This window comes from Flavobacterium zhairuonense (genome assembly GCF_004352915.1).
GTDB lineage: Bacteria > Bacteroidota > Bacteroidia > Flavobacteriales > Flavobacteriaceae > Flavobacterium > Flavobacterium zhairuonense.
This window is the reverse complement of the sequence record NZ_SJSY01000072.1, coordinates 384,700-405,040: the sequence shown is the minus strand read 5'-3', so window position 1 is coordinate 405,040 and position 20,341 is coordinate 384,700. Positions and strand designations below refer to the sequence as shown.

At 33.2% G+C, this 20,341-nt stretch carries 16 protein-coding genes; 12 read left to right on the top strand and 4 right to left on the bottom strand.

The window, feature by feature from the left end:
• Positions 1-51 precede the first annotated feature (51 nt).
• Together EYY60_RS12035 and EYY60_RS12030 are read left to right on the top strand one after the other, a co-directional pair.
• A complete protein-coding gene (locus tag EYY60_RS12035) occupies positions 52-513 on the top strand; it encodes a DUF1810 domain-containing protein (RefSeq protein WP_132989567.1) in 462 nt (153 codons plus the stop codon).
• 222 nt (positions 514-735) lie between these two features.
• On the top strand, positions 736-1,146 hold the full coding sequence (locus EYY60_RS12030) for an MFS transporter (protein WP_132989566.1): 411 nt from the start codon (positions 736-738) through the stop codon (positions 1,144-1,146).
• 93 nt (positions 1,147-1,239) lie between these two features.
• Here the strand turns inward: EYY60_RS12030 and EYY60_RS12025 are convergent, their stop codons facing one another.
• Positions 1,240-2,658: an APC family permease gene (locus EYY60_RS12025; protein ID WP_132989565.1), complete on the bottom strand. Its 1,419-nt coding sequence runs from the start codon at positions 2,656-2,658 to the stop codon at positions 1,240-1,242.
• A gap of 211 nt (positions 2,659-2,869) precedes the next feature.
• On the opposite strand from EYY60_RS12025, the gene EYY60_RS12020 reads away from it, so the two are divergent.
• The 7 genes from EYY60_RS12020 to EYY60_RS11990 all read left to right on the top strand — a co-directional run bounded on the left by EYY60_RS12020 (position 2,870) and on the right by EYY60_RS11990 (position 8,174).
• Positions 2,870-3,268 carry a DUF5958 family protein gene (locus tag EYY60_RS12020; RefSeq protein ID WP_132989564.1) on the top strand — a complete coding sequence of 133 codons (399 nt, stop codon included), beginning with the start codon at positions 2,870-2,872 and terminating at the stop codon, positions 3,266-3,268.
• Positions 3,269-3,455: 187 nt separating this feature from the next.
• On the top strand, positions 3,456-3,980 hold the full coding sequence (locus EYY60_RS12015) for a hypothetical protein (protein WP_132989563.1): 525 nt from the start codon (positions 3,456-3,458) through the stop codon (positions 3,978-3,980).
• Positions 3,981-4,203: 223 nt separating this feature from the next.
• A complete protein-coding gene (locus EYY60_RS12010; RefSeq protein WP_132989562.1) occupies positions 4,204-4,542 on the top strand; it encodes a hypothetical protein in 339 nt (112 codons plus the stop codon).
• A gap of 73 nt (positions 4,543-4,615) precedes the next feature.
• Entirely contained in the window at positions 4,616-5,146 is a 531-nt protein-coding gene (locus tag EYY60_RS12005) for a hypothetical protein (protein WP_132989561.1), read from the top strand.
• An 11-nt stretch (positions 5,147-5,157) separates the two neighbouring features.
• Complete coding sequence (locus tag EYY60_RS12000; RefSeq protein WP_132989560.1) at positions 5,158-5,751, top strand: DUF4240 domain-containing protein; 594 nt, start codon at positions 5,158-5,160, stop codon at positions 5,749-5,751.
• 604 nt (positions 5,752-6,355) lie between these two features.
• On the top strand, positions 6,356-7,780 hold the full coding sequence (locus EYY60_RS11995; protein WP_132989559.1) for a sensor histidine kinase: 1,425 nt from the start codon (positions 6,356-6,358) through the stop codon (positions 7,778-7,780).
• Complete coding sequence (locus EYY60_RS11990; RefSeq protein WP_132989558.1) at positions 7,770-8,174, top strand: response regulator; 405 nt, start codon at positions 7,770-7,772, stop codon at positions 8,172-8,174. The genes EYY60_RS11995 and EYY60_RS11990 overlap by 11 nt, the downstream gene beginning before the upstream one ends.
• Here EYY60_RS11990 and EYY60_RS11985 read toward each other — a convergent pair.
• Entirely contained in the window at positions 8,161-9,333 is a 1,173-nt protein-coding gene (locus EYY60_RS11985; protein WP_132989557.1) for a C40 family peptidase, read from the bottom strand. The genes EYY60_RS11990 and EYY60_RS11985 overlap by 14 nt on opposite strands.
• Positions 9,334-9,576: 243 nt before the next feature.
• On the opposite strand from EYY60_RS11985, the gene EYY60_RS11980 reads away from it, so the two are divergent.
• Entirely contained in the window at positions 9,577-10,950 is a 1,374-nt protein-coding gene (locus EYY60_RS11980; protein ID WP_132989556.1) for a Kelch repeat-containing protein, read from the top strand.
• 80 nt (positions 10,951-11,030) lie between these two features.
• On the opposite strand, the gene EYY60_RS11975 is transcribed toward EYY60_RS11980, so the two are convergent.
• Together EYY60_RS11975 and EYY60_RS11970 are read right to left on the bottom strand one after the other, a co-directional pair.
• Positions 11,031-13,295: an aconitate hydratase gene (locus EYY60_RS11975; protein ID WP_132989555.1), complete on the bottom strand. Its 2,265-nt coding sequence runs from the start codon at positions 13,293-13,295 to the stop codon at positions 11,031-11,033.
• A 129-nt stretch (positions 13,296-13,424) separates the two neighbouring features.
• Complete coding sequence (locus EYY60_RS11970; RefSeq protein WP_132989554.1) at positions 13,425-16,196, bottom strand: bifunctional aconitate hydratase 2/2-methylisocitrate dehydratase; 2,772 nt, start codon at positions 16,194-16,196, stop codon at positions 13,425-13,427.
• A gap of 420 nt (positions 16,197-16,616) precedes the next feature.
• On the opposite strand from EYY60_RS11970, the gene EYY60_RS11965 reads away from it, so the two are divergent.
• Both EYY60_RS11965 and xrtN read left to right on the top strand, forming a co-directional pair.
• Complete coding sequence (locus tag EYY60_RS11965; protein WP_132989553.1) at positions 16,617-19,109, top strand: XrtN system VIT domain-containing protein; 2,493 nt, start codon at positions 16,617-16,619, stop codon at positions 19,107-19,109.
• A complete protein-coding gene (xrtN, locus tag EYY60_RS11960; RefSeq protein WP_132989552.1) occupies positions 19,110-20,339 on the top strand; it encodes an exosortase N in 1,230 nt (409 codons plus the stop codon).
• Positions 20,340-20,341 lie beyond the last annotated feature (2 nt).

Below are 20,341 nucleotides of genomic sequence, written 5' to 3'. Positions count from 1 at the left end.
ACCCTATCTTTTTTACTATTTTTGCAACCTTTTTCAAAATACAATACCATAATGGCTTATTCTAACAATGATTTATCGCGTTTCTTAGATGCGCAAAACAAACTTTATCTTACTGCTCTTTCTGAAATCAGCAAAGGGAAAAAAGAGACCCATTGGATGTGGTTTATTTTTCCTCAAATAAAAGGTTTGGGCAAAAGCGATACAGCAAATCTTTATGCCATTAACGATTTAAAAGAAGCTTCCGACTATTTGGAACACCCGATTCTTGGAAAACATTTAATCGAAATTTCAGAACTTTTACTAAGCTTTAAAATGAAATCGGCAGATGGGATTTTTGGCGATTTAGATGCGCGAAAATTGCGTTCGTCTATGACACTATTCTCATTAGTTGAAAACACGAATCCTATATTTCAGGAAATTCTGGATGCTTTCTTTTCAGGAGAATCTGACCCGCTTACTTTGTCTATTATTAATTCAACAATAAAATCATCTGCTGAACCTGTTGCATTATAACAGTTTCCAGATCATTTACATCAAAAGGGACATTGCTTAATTGCAATGTCTTTTTTTTGTTCCATATCTTCTCTTCAGAATTTTTCGTTGTAATTTTCTTCGTTTACTTTTTATTCTCAACAAAAAAACAATCAATTAAGATTCTTAACTCTAAAAATAAGAATTTTCAGAGAATTAATTTTTAACTTGCATATTACAAACCACCCCCTAATTAACCAAATCATGTCTGAAAAAATTAAAACCTTACAAATCATTCATCTCGGCATTTGCGCTGGTACGATTGTATTCTATTATATCTTAGGTGACCTTTCGATTGAAAAATTGCGAATTCCCACTATCGACTCATCATCGATAATTTATGTTGCAATTCCAGTTGTAGCATTTGTTTTGAGTACTTTTTTATTCAAATCCCAATTGAAACAAATCAATCCCAAATTAAAACTCGAGGAAAAGTTTCCAATTTATCAAACCGCGTCAATCATGCGCTGGGGTGTTCTTGAAGGTGCAGCATTTCTGATCTTAATTTTAAAACCAGATTTTATATTATTTGGAATACTGATTTTAATTTATCTGATTTTTTTAAGACCAACCGCAGAAAGAATTGACAACGATTTATCGGATACCAACAATTAGAAACAAAAAAAGCGCCTTGTATACAAGACGCTTTTTTTATATACTCAAAGTTTTAAACTTGAAACCTCAAACCTGAAACTTTAAACTAAAATTTTATTCTTCTTTAGGTTTTGTCAAATAGTAAACAGGAATTCCGGTTAGCATAATTAGCACACCCCAGCCACAAGTAGAGAATTTTGTAATCAACAACGAAACGCTAATTGCTGTTGCCGCAATAATATATACCATTGGCAAGAATGGATATCCAAATGCTTTATATGGCCTTTCGGCATTTGGCATTTTTCTTCTCAAAATAAAAATTCCGTAGATTGTCAAAATATAGAAAATCAAAACAATGATGATTACGAAATCTAATAAATCGCCATACTTCCCAGTCAAACACAGAGCAGAAGCCCAAATACACTGTGCCCAAAGTGCCCAAGCAGGAACACTTGATTCATTTAAAACGGCTGCTTTTTTAAAGAACAAACCATCATTTGCCATTGTATAATATACTCTTGCACCCGCCATAATTAATCCGTTGTTGCAGGCAAAAGTCGAAATCATGATCATAATTGCGATAATCAATGTTCCAACATTTCCAAAAATATATTGTGCAGCAACAACTGCAACTCTATCTGATTTTGCCGTAGCAATTTCATCTAACGGAACTACCGCCAAGTACATAATATTCGTTAAAACATAAATAAGCGTAACAATAAAAGTTCCAAGAAACAGGCTTAAACCTACATTACGTTGCGGATTTTTAATTTCGCCGGCAATAAAAGTTACACCATTCCAAGCATCGCTAGAAAATAGAGAACCTACCATTGCAGCAGAAATCCCCGTAATCAAAGCCGTTCCACTAATTGGAAGCCACGAACCGTCTCCAGCAGTATAGGTGCGTGTTGTCCAAGCATCTGCCCAGTTGGCATCCCAAACTGAAGCTTTTGCAGCGAGCGTTAATCCAAAAACTATCAACCCTAGCAATGATAAAATTTTAATTATTGTTAAAACTGTCTGCAGAATTTTTCCGTTTTTAACACCGCGACTGTTAATATAAGTCAATAAAATAATTGTGAAAATAGAAACCAGTTGCGCTGCATTGAGTTTAAAAAACCCAGCTTCATAAAGAATGTTTTCATCGCTAAAAGGTTCATATAAGTATGCTGCAAACTTCGCAAAAGCGACTCCCACTGCAGCAATTGTACCGGTCTGAATTACAGCAAAAAAACTCCATCCATAAAGAAATGCTATAAGTTTGTTGTAAGCTTCTTTTAGATAAACATATTGGCCTCCAGCTTTTGGAAACATCGAACTTAATTCTCCGTAACTCACTGCGGCAATAATCGTAATTAATCCCGAGATCAGCCAAATCAAGGTAAGCCATCCGGCAGATCCTACTCGCCTTGCGATATCAGCACTTACTATAAATATTCCGGATCCAATCATAGAACCTACTACAAGCATGGTTCCGTCTAATAATCCTAATTCTCTTTTAAAATGTTCATTTTCTTGGTCGTGTTCTTGCATTTTTTTTGGTTTTGGGTTGGTTAAAGATATACTTTTTTCTGAAATCCTAATCTTCAAATTCCAAATTCTGATTATTCTTTAAAAACGAAAGCTGACTTTCTCAGAAAACTTCGATTTTACAAAAAGTCTTTGCTTTACGTCTTTCCGTAACTTTATATAAGTTCGAGTGCTTAATTTTGGAATACTATTCCAAAAAAGAAACTAAACCATTTTGAAAAAGATAGAAAAAATAATCAATAAAACTGCTCAAGATCATATCGATTTTAATACTGGCTTAGAGCTTTTATTAGGAAATGATTATAATTTTAAAGAGCTTTTTACAACGTTGCATAATTATATCATCAATTCGATTCCGGATAAAGTCAACTATAATTCGCCATCTTACCAAGAGGCATTAAAAAGCATTCCATTAAAACCAACTTATACGCCAATAGTGCTTTTAAAAACATTCCCTACCAAAATTGCATTTCAAAAATTAGCGATGCTTCCTGCGGAAGAAAATAAAAAAACTATAACCGCTTTGTTATGGATTTTTAAAACAACCGATACCGAAAGAAGAAATACAGAATGCAAGGATGGCTGTAAACATTTCTGGCACGAGCTTTATTAATAAAACTGCAAATTAACTTGCAGTTTTATTTATCTAACATTTACGGTTTTCCGCAATTATTTACCAATCCAACTATTTAAATTTGAAAACTATAGCAATGATTCAACTTAGTTAAACAATAATTGAATCTAATATAGTTTTTTTTTACCATACAACTTTAATAGAGCTTTTAACCAAACCTACTCCAATGAAACTAAACCAATCTTTAATTTTAATTCTTCTGCTAGCTTTTACACTCTCTTTAAATTCATGTGGCGCTATTGCAAAAGGACATGCAAAAAATCATTTTACTGAAAAAGAAGATGCTATTCCACCAGAATTTGGAAAATTTGACAATCAAGTTCTTCTAATTGTTCTCAAAAAGCGTTCGAGCTACGATAAATACGTAAAAAGTGCAGCAAAACGATATTTAGGGAAATATGAATTTATTACTTATGACAAAATTGAATCCGAAAAATATAAAGACAAAACTATCTATCGTTATGTTTTTGATTACGATGAAGGAACTTCACGAACTGTATATTACTCAGGCAATTCTCAATTTCATACACCACCCTCAAGCAGTACAATAATATTCAAGCAATTTTATGTAAGAGACAGATTTACAAACAAACAATATAAATCAGGATATGAAAGTGCTTATTTTGGAAAAGCACTAAAAGCTTATATGGAAAATTTAGAATTGAAAAGATCATCAACAATAAAAATATAGATTAGGTCCCAATGGTCTTTAATATAAAAGTGGCAATAAAAATTAGCCACTTTTTTTTTGGAAAAATCTTTCTCATTTACGTCTTCCCGTAAGCATATAATTTTTCAACTATTTATATTTGACTTGGCATATAAAATTCTGATTCTAAAAAGAATATTGTCAGATAATATGATAGCCGTAAAAAGTATTTCTTTTTTATTCATAACTAACCCAAAACTAACCCATGGAAACGACCCAAAATGACCCATTTGATGCATCAACACATCATTACAATTATGCAGCAAACCTGCTCATCAATGAAAACAAATCAGCTTATGAAACCAAAGCTAAACTTGCAGAACAAGGAGTAAGCACCGAAGTTGCCGCATTGATTGTTGAAAACCTAGAAATAGAAATTCAAGAAGCAAAATATGAAAAAGCCAGAAAAGATATGGTTTATGGCGCATTATGGTTTTGTGGAGGCACCATTTTGACGCTTGCTAATATTGGATTTATATTTTGGGGCGCAATCTTATTTGGCGGTATTCAGTTTTTCAGAGGATTGATTAATGTGAATTCTTAATGCAGAAAATTTAGTCCGGATAAGTCAAAAGGACTTAAAAAAATATAGGCTTTTAATTAAAAAACTTAAAACAATGATAGTTTGGTCAGGCAGAGGAATTTTCTCTCTATTAATTTTATTTGTTGCTCTTTTAATCAGCGTTTCAATTTTTCCAGAAACATACGTTGATTTATCATTTATCGTCCCACTATATATAACTGGAATTTTTAGTTTTATATTGGGAATAAAATGGAACAGAACATTACGGGTTTTTATTGACAAGGAAACTGGAAATAAAATAAATAACAAAAGTAATCACAGTTTATTTTGGGTCAAAATGGAATATTGGGGCATTATATTTACCGCTTTTGGCTTAATTATTCTAGCTCAAAACTTAAACAGAACTGGAACTGATTTGTACATCAACATTTTTCTTGTTTTGATTGGTATTGGAGCTTTGGCATTTTTCATAATTACTCTTATGAAAATTAAAAATTCAACCGCGGCTGGTTCAGCCTTTGAAAACAATTCTGCTAATGCTGAACCAAAATTAAATTTTGTTAAGGAAGAAATCTCAACATCAAAATTTAAGAATGAAGACAACAGCCAATATCTACCAAAATAAACCAAACATTTATGGGAATATTTGACAAACTTTTTGGTAAAAAAGAAAAAGACATATCTATTCAATCTGCGAAAAAAAAAGATTTCAAGATTTCTGACGAATTAATGGACGAAGATTTATTTTGGAAAATAATTCAAAAAACTAAAGATATCTCGGGAGGCAATTTTGAAGAACAACAAGAAGAATTAGCAAATGAGCTCAGAAAACTAACTGCAGACGAACTCATTTTATTTGGCAATAGTTTTCGAAATTTTAGAGGCCAAGCCAATACTTGGGAGCTTTGGGGCGCCATATACATTATTCTCGGAGGATGCAGCGACGATAATTTCAATGATTTTCGCGAATGGGTAATCGCTCAAGGCCAAGGCTTTTATTATAAAACAATCACTGATCCAGAATCGCTTTCAGAAATTGAAACTCACTTAATTGAGGATTTTGAATGGGAAGGATTTGGGTATCTACCAGGAATAATTTTTGAAGAGCTGACTGGGCAAAAAATGCCATATCCGTTTCAGGAAAACCATATTACAACTGGAAACGAGTGGAACGAAGATAATGACGATTTAAAACGAATGTTCCCAAAATTATCTGCTAAGTATCTATAAAACTTTTCTGAGTTCACTGAAAAACAATTAAAAATATAAATTTTACTACATGAGATAACTCTACTTTCAAACAAAAGCTGCAGGCTAAATCTGCAGCTTTTTCTTTTTAAAAGCTCAGAATTCTGAAAAATAACACTATTAATTTCTTACATTTTATCAAAACTTATTTTTTATTCTTCTAAAAAAATCAAAATTTAATTCTTAAAAAAATTTAATTTATAAAACCCTAAATTAGTTAAACAAAATCATTAGTGTAAAAAATAAATTATTCCAAAAATTATTACTAAAAACTTGGTTCAAAGATAGCAAAAAGCTTTAAAAAATATTTTTAACAAATACATAATTATTTGATAATCAAAAAATTAAATTCAAAAATACTAAATTTCCGAAAAAATAAAATCACATTTGTCAAAGCAAAATATATTTTTATTAAATTTGGTTGAGAGGATAAAAGTTTTAAATTTCTTTCTTTTTTATTAACATTTGTTTACCCAACACATTAAAAACATGAGCAAACCCAAAAAAAATTAGTGAGACAAAAAAAGCATCTTTTACAAGTTATTAGACCCCCAAATCCAAACTATTAACCTACAAAACAAGAAATATGCAAAAGATCCAGTTTCTCAGAAAAATGCGTTTCCCAAACGTCTTCGTTCTTTTGTTAATTGTTTTTATTACATGCGCCTTATTAATTTGCATAAATTTCTTCACCATCAAAATATTATCTGCCAATAGAGCTTATGTTAATGGCGAATCACATTACTCAAAAAGCCAAAAAGATGCTTCCAGACACCTTATAACCTACCTCTATACCAAAGACCAAAATCAATGGAAGCTATTTCTGGAAGAATTGACTGTTCCTCAAGGTGACGGAATTGCCCGAAAAACACTTTTAAAAGCTGGCGACAATCAAATTGCAAGACAAGGTTTTTTAGCAGGAAGAAATCATAAAGATGATTTAGACGATATTGTTTGGTTATTTGTCAATTTTAAAAAAGTTCCCTTTTTAGCAAAAGCAATTCATGAATGGGAACAGGGAGATAATTTGATTTATGAGTTATTTGTGATTGGAACAGAAATCGACGCCAAAATCAAACACAATTCACTAACCGTTGACGAACAAAGAAAATTCCTTGAACGAATCAGTTCGATTAGTGATCGATTGACAGTGAATGAACGTAATTTTTCAAATACCCTTGGAGCCGGAACTCGAAAAATAAAAGATTTATTAACTATTACAAATATTGTTTTCATCCTCATCATTATATGTAGCATATGTCTTTACTATTCTATAATGGTAAAACGCTTGCTGACATCAAAAAAAGAAATTGAGGTGAAAAATGAAAATTTATTACTGGCAAATCACGAACTGGACTGTTTTGTCTATAGCGCTTCACATGATTTAAGATCACCGATCACTTCTCTAAAAGGCTTGATAAAAGTTACTCAATTAGAAGACAATATGAGTCAGATCAAGGAATATCTCCATTTAATGGAGCAAAGTTTAGCTAAACAAGATCAATTCATCAGTGATATTATTGATTATTCAAAAAACAAGCGCGCACAAATAGTAATGGAACCTGTAAGCTTGAAAGAATTATTTGAAGAAGCAATTTCGCAACTGATGCATATTGAAAACGCAGACCGAATTATATTCACAAAAGAATTATTGGTTGATCAGATTCATAGCGACAGCCTAAGATTGAAAATCATTATCTCGAACTTACTTTCTAATGCGATAAAATATGCCGATGCAAGTAAACAACAAATGTTTATTTCTATTAAAACTTCACTGACTGACGGCTTTAACAAAATTGAAGTAACAGACAATGGAATCGGAATCAAGGAAGAATTTAAGGCTAATATTTTCGAAATGTATTTCGGAACAAACAAAAATAAAGGCTCAGGGCTCGGGCTTTATATTGTGAAAGAAGCCGTTGAAAATATAAAAGGAAACATATCTGTATGTTCAGAAACTACAATTGGAAGCAAATTCACCGTAACAATACCGAATCATTATGCCATTTAGTCCAACATTTTTATTAATCGAAGATAATTTGATTGATCAGCTTGTAATGAAACAATTGCTGAAAAAAGTACTTTCTGTACATAAAATTCATATTGCCAACAATGGGCAAGAAGGACTTCAATGGTTAGCGAACAGCAAAGAATCTGACAAACCTTTGATTATCATTCTTGACATTCAAATGCCTTTTATGAATGGATTCGAATTCTTAAAAGAATATGACAAACTGGATTCAAAACTAAAGTGCGACACCTTGATTTATGTTCTTTCGTCTACCTTAGATCAAGACGAAATTAATGAAATAACAGAAAATAAATATGTCTCGAAAATGTTAACCAAACCTTTTCCAATCGAAGAATTCAAAGATGACTTTTACATCAACATTATAGCTTCTTAGACTCTTCTACTAAAACACGATTTACTTGCGAAAAAGCTCTTTCGTAATATGGTTCTTTTGTAGAAGAAATCATTACACCGCCATGAGTTGATGAGTGAACAAATTTTATTTCCCCATCGCTTACTTCAACGACCATACCAACATGATTGATATGGCGTCGCCCATTGGTTTTAAAGAAAATCAAGTCTCCTTTTTGCGCTTCGGTGTTACCTACTTTTGTACCAATTCGAGATTGCTCGATTGAACTTCTTGGCAATTTAATATCGAAGTTTCCAAAAGTGCAAAACATCAGACCTGAACAATCAAAACCGGCTTTTGTCGTTCCGCCAGAACGGTAGCGTGTTCCTATATTTTGTGTCGCATTTAAAATCAACAAATCAATTAATTCAGAATGGTTACTTACATGCACCATCGTTGAATCCATTTTAACACTGGTTTTATCAGCAATCTGAATATTTTCTTCTTGAAGTGGTTTCATTTCAGCTTGCGTTGAAACTGAGTCTAGCTTCGCAATAGCATCTGCTTTTTCTTTAGGTATTTTTAGCTTCAAAACATAGCCAACTGGTAATTTTCCTTTTATAAATGGGTTTTGTTTTTCAAGCTCCGCAACCGTAATTCCGTACTTTTTAGCTATTGCATATTTGGTCTCTTTTGGCTGAACCTCAACTACAACCTCAACATCTGATGAATTTGCAGCAACTGCAGCAGGCTTATCAGCAATTACAACATTACTAGAAGGAATCGTAATTTGTTGACCAATTTTCAATCCATCAGTTTCAATTGATGGATTTGCTTTTTTTAAATCATCGACCGAAACGTTGTATTTTTTCGAGATTCCCCAAAGTGTTTCTTTTGCCTCAACTTCATGTGTACCAGACGAGGCATTATCTGGGGGAGTATTATTTACAGCAAGCTCATTAGGCTTAGTTTTTGCTTTTGAAGCGCTGTTATTTTTATCAGGGATTAATAGTATCGAATTTAGTTTTAGAATTTTTGGCGCATCTGGGTTAGCGTCTGTAATTTCTTTCACTTTTACTCCGTATTTTTTAGCAATAACAGAAAGGTTTTCTCCTTTTGAAATTTTGTGCTTGATATATTTTTCTTGAGAAAAAACACCTACACTGAAAAAAAACATCAGTATTATTAATCTATAAATCATTCCTATTCATTTTATCAATCGCATTTTTCGAGCTTTTCTACATGTAAAACTCAAAAAAAGCAATTTTGTTATTTGGGGCAAGGCGAATTTAACTTTTTAAAGTAAAAAAAGCACATTTTTTAACAACTAATTTCGTCCAAATTAATATCTTCGGCGTAAAAATTGAGTCAACTTTTTGAAATGCAGTTTCTTACATAATTTTCATAATTCAGGATTTAATAGTAACTTAACTTTTAAAAACTTGTGAAAAAACTACTTTCCTTACTCTTTATAATTCCACTTTTCTCAAATGCGCAAATAATAAGCGGAATTATAAAATCTGAAATCAGCAATTTGCCAATTGAAGATGCTAATATTTATGTGCTACATGCTAAAATTGGAACCATCACCAATGATAAGGGAGAATTTTCATTGAACAATAAAATAAAAGAGAATGATACTCTTCAAATATCTCACATTGGACACATCACCACAAAAGTTGCGATTGCAGACCTAAAAAAATCAAATTACATCATTATACTTAAAGATGACATCGAAAATCTAAATAATGTAAGAATCTCAAATCGACATATAAAATTAAAATCCAAAATTCATTCTGTTAAACTAGCATCTTTACCAACGAGAATCGCTTCATTTGGATCTGTTTTGAACAACAACAAAATATACGTTATTGGTGGAGATGCAAGCTTTAAATCTGATCCATGGGAAAAAGTTAGACAAGAACGGCCAGAGTTTACAATGCAAGATTATCTAAGAGAAATTAGTTTCAATCCAAGTGTGTTCTCGTATAAAAAAGATTTATTGATATACGATATACAAAACAATTCTTGGGAAGACTCAAATTTAAAATTTAAAAAAAGAGCTTTTCACAATCTTAATTATTACAATGGCAAAATATATGTTTTAGGAGGAAAAAGAATCTCCGATAATGGCATTTTTGAATATTTACAAAACGAGATTGAAGTATTTGACATTAAAAACCAAGACATTAAAGTTGACAAAACAAATCCACATCAAGCAGCCAATGCCGCTTCATTTACTTACAACGACAATATTATTGTAATTGGCGGTTCAATAAAAATGGATGCAAACAACAAAAAGACATTTACAAATAAAGTACATCAATATAATATCACTTCTGGTTATTGGTATGAACTTCCAAGCATGCCAGTCGCTAAGGAAACTTCAGGCGTATTAATAAATGATAAAATTTATTTAATTGGCGGAAGCAACGGCGAAAATACCTCTCAAATTGATTTTTTTGATTTAAAAACTGAAGAGTGGCATACCGAAGGAGAATTATTCACAGCACTCGAAAGACCCGCAGTGACTTTTAATGAAAACATCATTTATTTTTTTGAGGGCAATACAATGTATCTTTATGACATTAAATCAAAACAATTAAAACAATACATAACTGACATTCGACTAAAAGGATCAAGTATGCATTATTACAATGACAAATTATATATCTTAGGCGGAACTACGCAAGACTACTTCTCAACTTCCCCTTCAGGCAATGTATATAGCATTGATATTGAAGAATTCGACAAAACACAACTAAATCGTATTAAAGTTTTATCATCTGGATTAAACATTGCTAAATCGAATCTATAACCCCATCACTTCATTAGACAACAATAAAAAACGCTCTGTTTTCACAGAGCGTTCTTGATATATTTAGTCTGAGATAGATCTTACGCTTTTCCAGCCGCAATTAAATTTAATGCAGAACCTGCAACAAACCAACCAATTTGGCCTTCGTTGTATGTATGGTTTGCCAAAATAATATCTTTTGTACCATTTGAATGAACAAATTCCAATGTTAATGGTTTTCCTGGCGCAAATTCAGTTAAATCTAAGAAATTGATTGTATCATCTTCTTGAATTTTATCATAGTCTGCTTCGTTTGCAAAAGTCAATCCCAAAAGTCCTTGTTTTTTAAGGTTTGTTTCATGAATACGAGCGAATGATTTTACCAAAACAGCTTTAACCCCCAAGAAACGTGGCTCCATTGCAGCATGTTCACGAGAAGAACCTTCTCCATAATTGTGATCTCCAACTACAATTGACGGAACTCCAGCCGCTTTGTACGCTCGAGCAACAGCAGGAACAGCATCATACTGACCTGTTAATTGATTTTTAACCGAATTTGTTTTTTGGTTATACGCATTTACAGCACCAATCAACATGTTGTTAGAAATATTATCTAAGTGTCCGCGGAAACGCAACCAAGGTCCAGCCATAGAAATGTGGTCTGTAGTACATTTTCCGAATGCTTTTATTAATAATTTAGCACCAGTGATGTTTTTGCCATCCCAAGCATCAAAAGGAGCCAGTAACTGCAAACGCTCTGAAGTTGGATTAACCACCACCTGAACTCCTGATCCGTCTTCTGCCGGAGCTTGGAATCCAGGATCTTCAGCATAAAATCCTTTAGCTGGAAGCTCGTCTCCTGTTGGAGCATCTAGCATTACTTCTTCTCCATCTTCATTGATTAATTTATCAGTTAATGGATTAAAGCCTAAATCACCTGCAATTGCCATTGCTGTAACCAATTCTGGAGAACCAACAAAAGCCAATGTATTTGGATTACCATCCGCACGTTTTGAGAAGTTACGGTTGAATGAATGCACAATCGTATTTCTTTCTTCTTTTTCCGCTCCTTCTCTATCCCACATACCAATACATGGTCCGCAAGCGTTAGCAAAAACAGTTGCTCCAATTTTATGGAATGTATCAATAAATCCATCTCTTTCGATAGTTGAACGAACTACTTCAGAACCTGGCGTAATAGTAAATTCTGCTTTTGTTTTTAAATTTTTAGCAGCAACTTGTCTTGCCAAAGATGCAGCACGAGAAATATCTTCGTAAGAAGAGTTTGTACATGAACCAATCAAACCGACTTGAATTTGCAAAGGCCAGTTATTTTTGATTGCTTCATCTTTCATTTTAGAGATTGGCGTAGCCAAATCTGGAGTAAAAGGACCATTTAAATGTGGCTCTAATTCAGATAGGTTAATTTCGATAACTTGATCAAAATATTGCTCTGGATTTGCATATACCTCAGCATCACCTGTTAAGTATGGAGCAATTTTATCTGCAGCATCGGCAACATCTCCACGATTTGTAGAACGCAAGTAGCGTCCCATTGAAGCATCATAACCAAAAGTTGAAGTTGTTGCCCCAATTTCGGCCCCCATATTACAGATTGTTCCTTTTCCTGTACATGACATAGCAGTAGCGCCTTCTCCAAAATATTCTACAATTGCACCAGTCCCTCCTTTTACAGTAAGAATACCAGCAACTTTAAGAATAACGTCTTTAGGAGCCGTCCATCCTGATAATTTACCAGTTAATTTAACTCCGATAAATTTAGGAAATTTAAGCTCCCAAGCCATTCCTGACATAACATCTACAGCATCTGCTCCACCAACACCAATTGCTACCATTCCTAAACCACCTGCATTTACAGTGTGAGAATCGGTACCAATCATCATTCCGCCTGGGAAAGCATAATTTTCGAGTACAACTTGATGAATAATTCCGGCTCCAGGTTTCCAGAAACCGATTCCATATTTATTCGAAACAGAAGACAAAAAGTCAAAAACTTCATTACTTTGTGTTTTTGCTCTAGCCAAATCGGTTACAGCATCGACTTTCGCCTGAATCAAGTGATCACAGTGTACCGTTGTTGGAACTGCTACTTTAGATTTTCCAGCGTGCATAAATTGCAATAATGCCATTTGCGCTGTTGCATCCTGACACGCTACTCGGTCTGGAGCAAAATCAACATAATCAACTCCTCTCTTAAACACCTTAGATGGTGTTCCATCCCAAAGGTGGTTGTATAAAATTTTCTCCGTTAAAGTAAGTGGACGCCCAACAAGCTCACGCGCTTTATCAACGCGTGCAGGCATATTCTCGTACACTTTTTTAATCATTTCAATATCAAAAGCCATAGATTTTTTTGTTTTTATTATTGTTTTTTGAACATCACAAGATACAAAAAATAGAACAATTATTACAAAAAAAAGCCCGAGTTTTATGACTCGGGCTTTAAATAAATATGATTAGATAATCTCTTTAGATTACATCACTAATTGTTTGTTAGAAGGTGCAAACTTAGTTAAGTTAATACCGTCTACTGCAGCAGTATATTCTTCGATAGTAGGAGTTCTTCCTAAAATTGTAGACAATACAACAACTGGAGTAGAAGAAAGAAGAGATTCTCCTTTTTTACCTTCTTTGTCTTCTACAACTCTCCCTTGGAAAAGGCGAGTTGAAGTTGCCATTACAGTATCTCCTTTAGCTGCTTTTTCTTGGTTACCCATACAAAGGTTACATCCTGGGCGCTCTAAATACAACATGTTTTCGTATTCAGTACGTGCTGCACCTTTAGGGGCATCATCATTAAATTCGAAACCAGAATATTTTTGTAAAACTTCCCAATCTCCTTCAGCTTTAAGCTCATCTACAATGTTGTATGTTGGCGGTGCTACTACAAGTGGCGCTTTAAACTCAACTTTACCAGTTTGTGCCTCAACATTTTTCAACATCTGAGCAAGGATTTTCATGTCTCCTTTGTGAACCATACAAGAACCAATAAATCCAAGATCTACTTTTTTATCACCTCCGTAGAAAGATAAAGGTCTAATTGTATCGTGAGTATATCGTTTAGAAACGTCAGCGTTGTTTACGTCTGGGTCAGCGATCATTGGCTCAGCGATTTGATCCAAATCAACTACAACTTCAGCATAATATTTAGCATTAGCATCTGGAGTTAAAGCCGGTTTTTCTGCCGATTTGATTTCAGCAATTCTCTTATCTGCTTTGTTGATCAATCCTTGAAGAACATGTTTGTCATTATCCATTCCTTTGTCGATCATAATTTGGATTCTGCCTTTAGCAATTTCCAATGATTCGATCAAAGTATCATCTTCAGAAATACAGATAGACGCTTTTGCTTTCATTTCTGCAGTCCAGTCTGTAAATGTAAAGGCTTGGTCAGCAGTAAGTGTTCCAATGTGAACCTCAATGATTCTTCCTTGGAATACATTTTCACCTCCAAATTGGTGAAGCATTTGCGCTTGAGTAGCATGAACCACATCACGGAAGTCCATGTATCCTTTCATATCTCCTTTGAAAGTCACTTTTACAGACTCCGGAATTGGCATAGAAGCTTCTCCAGTAGCTAATGCAAGAGCAACAGTTCCTGAGTCAGCACCAAAAGCAACACCTTTTGACATTCTAGTGTGAGAGTCACCACCAATAATGATAGCCCACTCGTCAATAGTAATATCATTAAGTACTTTGTGGATTACGTCAGTCATTGAGTGATAAACTCCTTTCGGGTCACGAGCTGTGATTAAACCGAAATCGTTCATAAATTTCATCAATTTAGGAATGTTAGCTTGCGCTTTTTTATCCCAAACCGAAGCCGTATGACAACCTGATTGGTAAGCACCATCAACGATTGGTGAAATTACTGTAGCCGCCATAGATTCTAATTCCTGAGCCGTCATCAAACCTGTAGTATCTTGAGATCCTACGATATTAACTTCTACACGAACATCAGAACCAGCGTGTAATACTTTACCTGGAGCAATACCTACAGCGTTTTTGTTGAAGATTTTTTCAACCGCTGTAAGACCTTGTCCTTCGTGAGAAACTTCTTTTGAAGGAGCGTATACAAGCGGAGCCTCAATATCTAAAACTTTAGCTGCTAATGTTTGAAGTTTTTTACCAAATACGATAGCGTAAGAACCACCCGCTTTGATAAATTCCATTTTTTGAGGAGTAAATGCTTTAGAAATGTCGATCAATTCCTGATCTCCGTTATAAAGTTTTTTCTCTTTAATATTGATAGTTAAAACAGTTCCTGTAGCAACAGAATAAGTTTGCTCAAGAATTGGTTCGTCGTTTTCATTACGAATAACATTTCCTTCTGCATCTACTTTTTTAACCCAGTTTTTAAGGTCTAAACCAATACCACCAGTAACATCTACAGTTGTTAGGAAAATTGGAGAAATTCCGTTTGTTCCACCAACAATTGGAGCAATATTTACGAATGGAATATATGGACTTGACTGTTTTCCCGTCCAAAGTGCCACGTTGTTTACACCTGACATTCTTGAAGAACCAACTCCCATTGTTCCTTTTTCAGCGATCAACATTACGCTTTTATCAGGATGTTGTGCTTGTAACGCTTTAATTTCTTGCTGCGCTTGTGGCGTAATCATACACTGACCATGTAATTCACGGTCTGAGCGCGAGTGCGCTTGATTACCTGGAGAAAGTAAATCTGTAGAAATATCTCCTTCACCAGCAATAAAAGTTACTACTTTAATCTCATCAGCTACTTCTGGAAGTTTTGTAAAAAACTCAGCTTTAGCGTAGCTTTCAAGAATTTCTTTAGCAATTTCGTTATTTTTTTTGAATGCCTCAACTAAGCGATCTGTATCTGCTTCGTAAAGGAAAACTTGTGTTTTAAGAACGTCTGCAGCTTGTTTAGCAATTGCGGCATCATTTCCTAAAGCTAGATCTAATAATACTTCAATTGAAGGTCCACCCTTCATGTGTGATAATAATTCAAAAGCAAAAGCAGGTGTAATCTCTTTTACAATAGATTCACCTAAAATAATTTCTTTTAAAAACTTTGCTTTTTCACCGGCAGCACTTGTAGTACCAGGTAACGTATTGTAAATAAAAAACTTAAGAGAGTCTTCGCGGTATGCGTTATCAACATCTTTAATTTGGGCAATGATTTCACTTAATAATTCAGCCCCATCGATTGGTTTTGGGTGTAACCCTTGATTTTTTCTTTCTTCAATTTCTTGAAGGTAATCCTGATAAATATTCATAATAAAAGCGGATTTATTTTTTTGAGGCAAATTTAAACATTAAAGACCATAATTAAAAAAAATTTAATAGAAGTCGTCTTTTCAAAAATTATTATTGCTAAAAAACGATTTTCACTGCTTGTTTTTATCAAAAAATCAATTTTGTATTAAAAAAATGAATTATTGGTATTTTAAAATCTTTTCTTTAACAAAGTCGAAATTTAATATTACAGCGTAAGTACGATTTTACTTCTATTTTAGCTAAGAACCTTTCTAAATAACAAATTATAACGTTATAGTTGTCTTTTTTTCGTCTTCAAAATACACTTTCAGACAGAAAAGTCTAATCCAGAATTTTCTAAAAAAAACTAACTCAAAAATTTTGTGTTTCAGATTTTCTATTAACTTTGTAATTCAAAGTACTTTTAAAAACACATAACTATGAAATACAAAACAGAGATTTTAGATTATTATCAAAAACCAGGAGTACAATCAAGTCTTGTGGTTACAATTTTCAGCATCATCTTTATGATTTGTGCTTTAACTTTTAAAAAATTATCATTTTACGAATATGAATCAATCGGAGTAATCAGCCTCATTATCGAATTTTTATATGGAACGATTATCTCTTTTTCAATTCTAAGAGATAAAAACGAATACGTTCATCTAATTCCTTTTCTAATGCTGAATTGGCTTATAGGCTGTTTTAGTTTAAATGTTTTCATTCCAGTTTTTCAAGATTTGCCAATATGGGTTTATGTGACCACTTTTATTTTTTGTCTAACGAATTTTATTCTGTACCAAGACATTATCGAAACTCCTCGTACATTCCTAATTTATTTTATAAATGGAATTTCTTTTTGGATCATCTTTTACTTTGCCTTATACCTTATTCCATTAACGCCATTTTCATTTATCGGAATTATAGCTCTCGGAATGGGATTCTATGGCCTAGTGCCGGGAATAATTGTAATTATACATCTACTAACTGTTATTTTGTATTTGCCAAAAAACAGAATTTATTTCCTTTCATTTAGTGCTGGATTCGGCCTTGTACTACTCAGCTTTTCGATCTTTACTATTGGATTAGTTGTGGAAAACAATAAAATAATTCAAATTGCCAAAATCAATTCTTTTAATTCTAATGAAGATTTACCGCGATACATTTTGGTTTCTCAGAATTTAAAACCCAATTTTTTCAACGAGATCTTGTTAAAGAAAGATATTGTATATTTTAACAAAAATGACTTTTTTTCATTTGACGGATTTGATTCATTCAGCAATCAACAGTTCAACGAAACCAAAATTCATAATCCATTTATCAGTATTGCCTATTTGTTTTGTGAAGATTCGGGGCTAACAAATGATGACAAAATAAGTATTCTAAAATCAAATTTTGACAAAAGACTAGAAACCGAAGAACAGCTTTGGAGCGGAGAAAATGTATGCACAAAAGCCATTAAAGAAGATGTAAAACTTTATCCAAATACGCGATTAGCTTATACTGAAATCACGATGGATATTACATCCGACGCAAAAGCTTGGAACAATCAAGAAGCCATTTACTCTTTTCAATTGCCGGAAGGTTCTGTCGCTACTTCACTTTCGCTTTGGGTAAATGGAATTGAGCGAAAAGGCGTCTTGACAACAAAGGAAAAAGCAAAAAAAGCATACAAACAGATTGTTGGTGTAGAATATCGTGACCCTTCTTTAATGCAATGGAGAGAAGGGAACAAAGTTGTTGTTCGAGTTTTTCCAGTAAACAAAAGAACGCCAAGAAAATTTAAATGCGGCTTTACCACTCCTATGAAAGTAGAGGATAATATTTTGAAATATCAAAGCCTTTCTATAAAAGGGCCTAATATTTCAAATGCAAAAACAATTTCAAGAATACAAACCGTTGGAAACATCCCTATAGAAACCAGTAAGGATTTTGAGCTTGAAAAAGGTTTTTTCATCAATCAATCTGAAGGATTAGACGAATGGGAAGCGACTATACCTTTGTACAAAATCAATTTGCAAGCATTTGTATGGAAAAACAAAGTTTACAAAGTTCAGAATATTCAGAAAACGGTTATCCCTTTCACGCCTTCTGAAATCATATTAGATCTGAATGATAATTGGACAACCAAACAAATCGAAGCTTTTATAAACTTAAACCAAAACAATCTCTACGCTTTTGTTAATGGAAAAAAAACACCAATTAATGCCGAGAATTTCAAAGCCATTCAATTGGATTTTGAAAACTACCACTATTCTCTGCTTCCTCTTTATAAACTAGCCAAGAATACTTTGATCATTACAAAATCAGGAACATTTTCTGCCAATTTTGAAGAACTTGAAGATTCAAATTACTTGAAAGAAATCAAAACCAATACAAAAGAAAGAAACATAAAAGTCATTAATATCAGCACCGATATTAATCCTTTTTGGCAAACTGTAAAAGAGCAAAAATATGTTGATTATTTTCAATGTAGTTTGGACAAAAGTTTGAATCTGATCAAAAAACAACAATTTCCATCGTACAAAACAGATGAAAACAGCATCAATATTGAACCTGCTCAAATTTCAATTCATGAAAACATTGCAGACAGCACTTCAAAAAGCAATGGCCCAAATCATATTTACAGAATGTACGCTTTTGGAAAAGTTTTAGAAGAACAAGTAAAAATACAGAATGACACTTTAGCTGCAAATCAATTTGTTGACTTAGCGAAAGATGCCAATATCGTCACGCCGATTTCTTCTTTAATTGTCTTGGAAACAGATGAAGATTATGCAGAAAATGGTATCGAAAAAAACGTGAATACATTAGGAAACGCGTCTATAAATAATGACGGCTCGGTTCCTGAACCTCATGAATGGCTTTTAATCATAATTGGAATCTCAGCTTTATATCTCTATTACAGAAAAAACAAAAAACAACTAGCATAAATGAATTCAACACTTCAATACAAAAAAAATGCCGCGCTATTAATAGTTTGTTTTCTTCTGCTTTTGAACTACAGTATTGTGCTCACGGGATTAAATAATAATTTATTCGGAATAATAGCCTCAATTGGATTGTTTGTTTTTGGTGGCAAAAAAACGAGTCTTAATCTCAACTATCCTCTTTTAGCATCAATTATTGTTTTAGAATTCATTAGTTATCGACTACATACCCAATCTGTACATTTTCTGGCTCTAGCTTTGTTTGTGTGCCTTTTGTATTACGGTGTTACTCAAAAATTTTCATTTATTGCTTTTATCTGCATCTTGTTGTTCTCTTCCATCTTCAATACGTTTTTTGACTATTTGACGACCGAAATCAAACAATCTCTCTGCTACTATGTTTATTTAATTTTGAAGAACTTTATTTCGATCGAAAAAATAGAAGGCGTCAACTTTTACATCGATAACGCAAAGATCACTATTGATACCGCTTGTATGGGATTGTCCATGTTCAAAACCGGATTGTTATCTGGCGCATTTTTATTGACGCTTGAAGAAAAGAAACATCAAAAACATTTCAATATTTTGCAGATTTTTCTTTTTTGCGCGCTAGTAATAATTCTGAATATTATTTCAAATTATTTCAGAATTATCACATTGATCTTATTCAATTGTACTGAAGAAAACGTGCTGCATCATTCTATCGGAATTCTTTGTTTTGTATTTTATCAAATTCTTCCAATGCTTTTTTTCATCCGATTTTTTAAACCCAAAACAAAAGAGGCTGAAACAAAAAAAATACAACATGCCGCTTTCTTTGCCATCATTGGAACAATCATAACCGTAGGAACTAGTTTTGAAATCAAAAAAATACAGCCTCACAACTTACTTGAAAACATCAGTCCAGAATATGCTATTCAAAATGGAGTTTGGGTCAATAACGAAGTGTTTAAGATTTCAACTTCAAAAAAGCTTATTTATATTAAAACACCTGCCCACAATCCTTTAATATGCTGGACTGGAGCGGGCTATAAAATCATCGAGAAAAAAGAAATAAGCAGCGCAAATGAAAAAATCTGGTTGGTGAAAATGGAGAAAAACAATGTCAAATATAATTCTTACTGGTGGTACGAATGCGGTTCCAGAAAATATACTTCGCTTCCTGAAGTTCTTATAATCAAATTATTTTCAAATAAACCTGTTCGCTTGATCAACGAAACAAGCAAAATTTAGAA

Coding starts and splice junctions, on each gene's coding strand:
- EYY60_RS11965 (WP_132989553.1), top strand. CDS start 16,617: ATGAAATACAAAACAGAGATTTTAGATTATTATCAAAAACCAGGAGTA.
- EYY60_RS12025 (WP_132989565.1), bottom strand. CDS start 2,658: ATGCAAGAACACGACCAAGAAAATGAACATTTTAAAAGAGAATTAGGA.
- EYY60_RS12030 (WP_132989566.1), top strand. CDS start 736: ATGTCTGAAAAAATTAAAACCTTACAAATCATTCATCTCGGCATTTGC.
- EYY60_RS12010 (WP_132989562.1), top strand. CDS start 4,204: ATGGAAACGACCCAAAATGACCCATTTGATGCATCAACACATCATTAC.
- xrtN (WP_132989552.1), top strand. CDS start 19,110: ATGAATTCAACACTTCAATACAAAAAAAATGCCGCGCTATTAATAGTT.
- EYY60_RS12000 (WP_132989560.1), top strand. CDS start 5,158: ATGGGAATATTTGACAAACTTTTTGGTAAAAAAGAAAAAGACATATCT.
- EYY60_RS12015 (WP_132989563.1), top strand. CDS start 3,456: ATGAAACTAAACCAATCTTTAATTTTAATTCTTCTGCTAGCTTTTACA.
- EYY60_RS11975 (WP_132989555.1), bottom strand. CDS start 13,295: ATGGCTTTTGATATTGAAATGATTAAAAAAGTGTACGAGAATATGCCT.
- EYY60_RS12005 (WP_132989561.1), top strand. CDS start 4,616: ATGATAGTTTGGTCAGGCAGAGGAATTTTCTCTCTATTAATTTTATTT.
- EYY60_RS11970 (WP_132989554.1), bottom strand. CDS start 16,196: ATGAATATTTATCAGGATTACCTTCAAGAAATTGAAGAAAGAAAAAAT.
- EYY60_RS11990 (WP_132989558.1), top strand. CDS start 7,770: ATGCCATTTAGTCCAACATTTTTATTAATCGAAGATAATTTGATTGAT.
- EYY60_RS12035 (WP_132989567.1), top strand. CDS start 52: ATGGCTTATTCTAACAATGATTTATCGCGTTTCTTAGATGCGCAAAAC.
- EYY60_RS11995 (WP_132989559.1), top strand. CDS start 6,356: ATGCAAAAGATCCAGTTTCTCAGAAAAATGCGTTTCCCAAACGTCTTC.
- EYY60_RS11985 (WP_132989557.1), bottom strand. CDS start 9,333: ATGATTTATAGATTAATAATACTGATGTTTTTTTTCAGTGTAGGTGTT.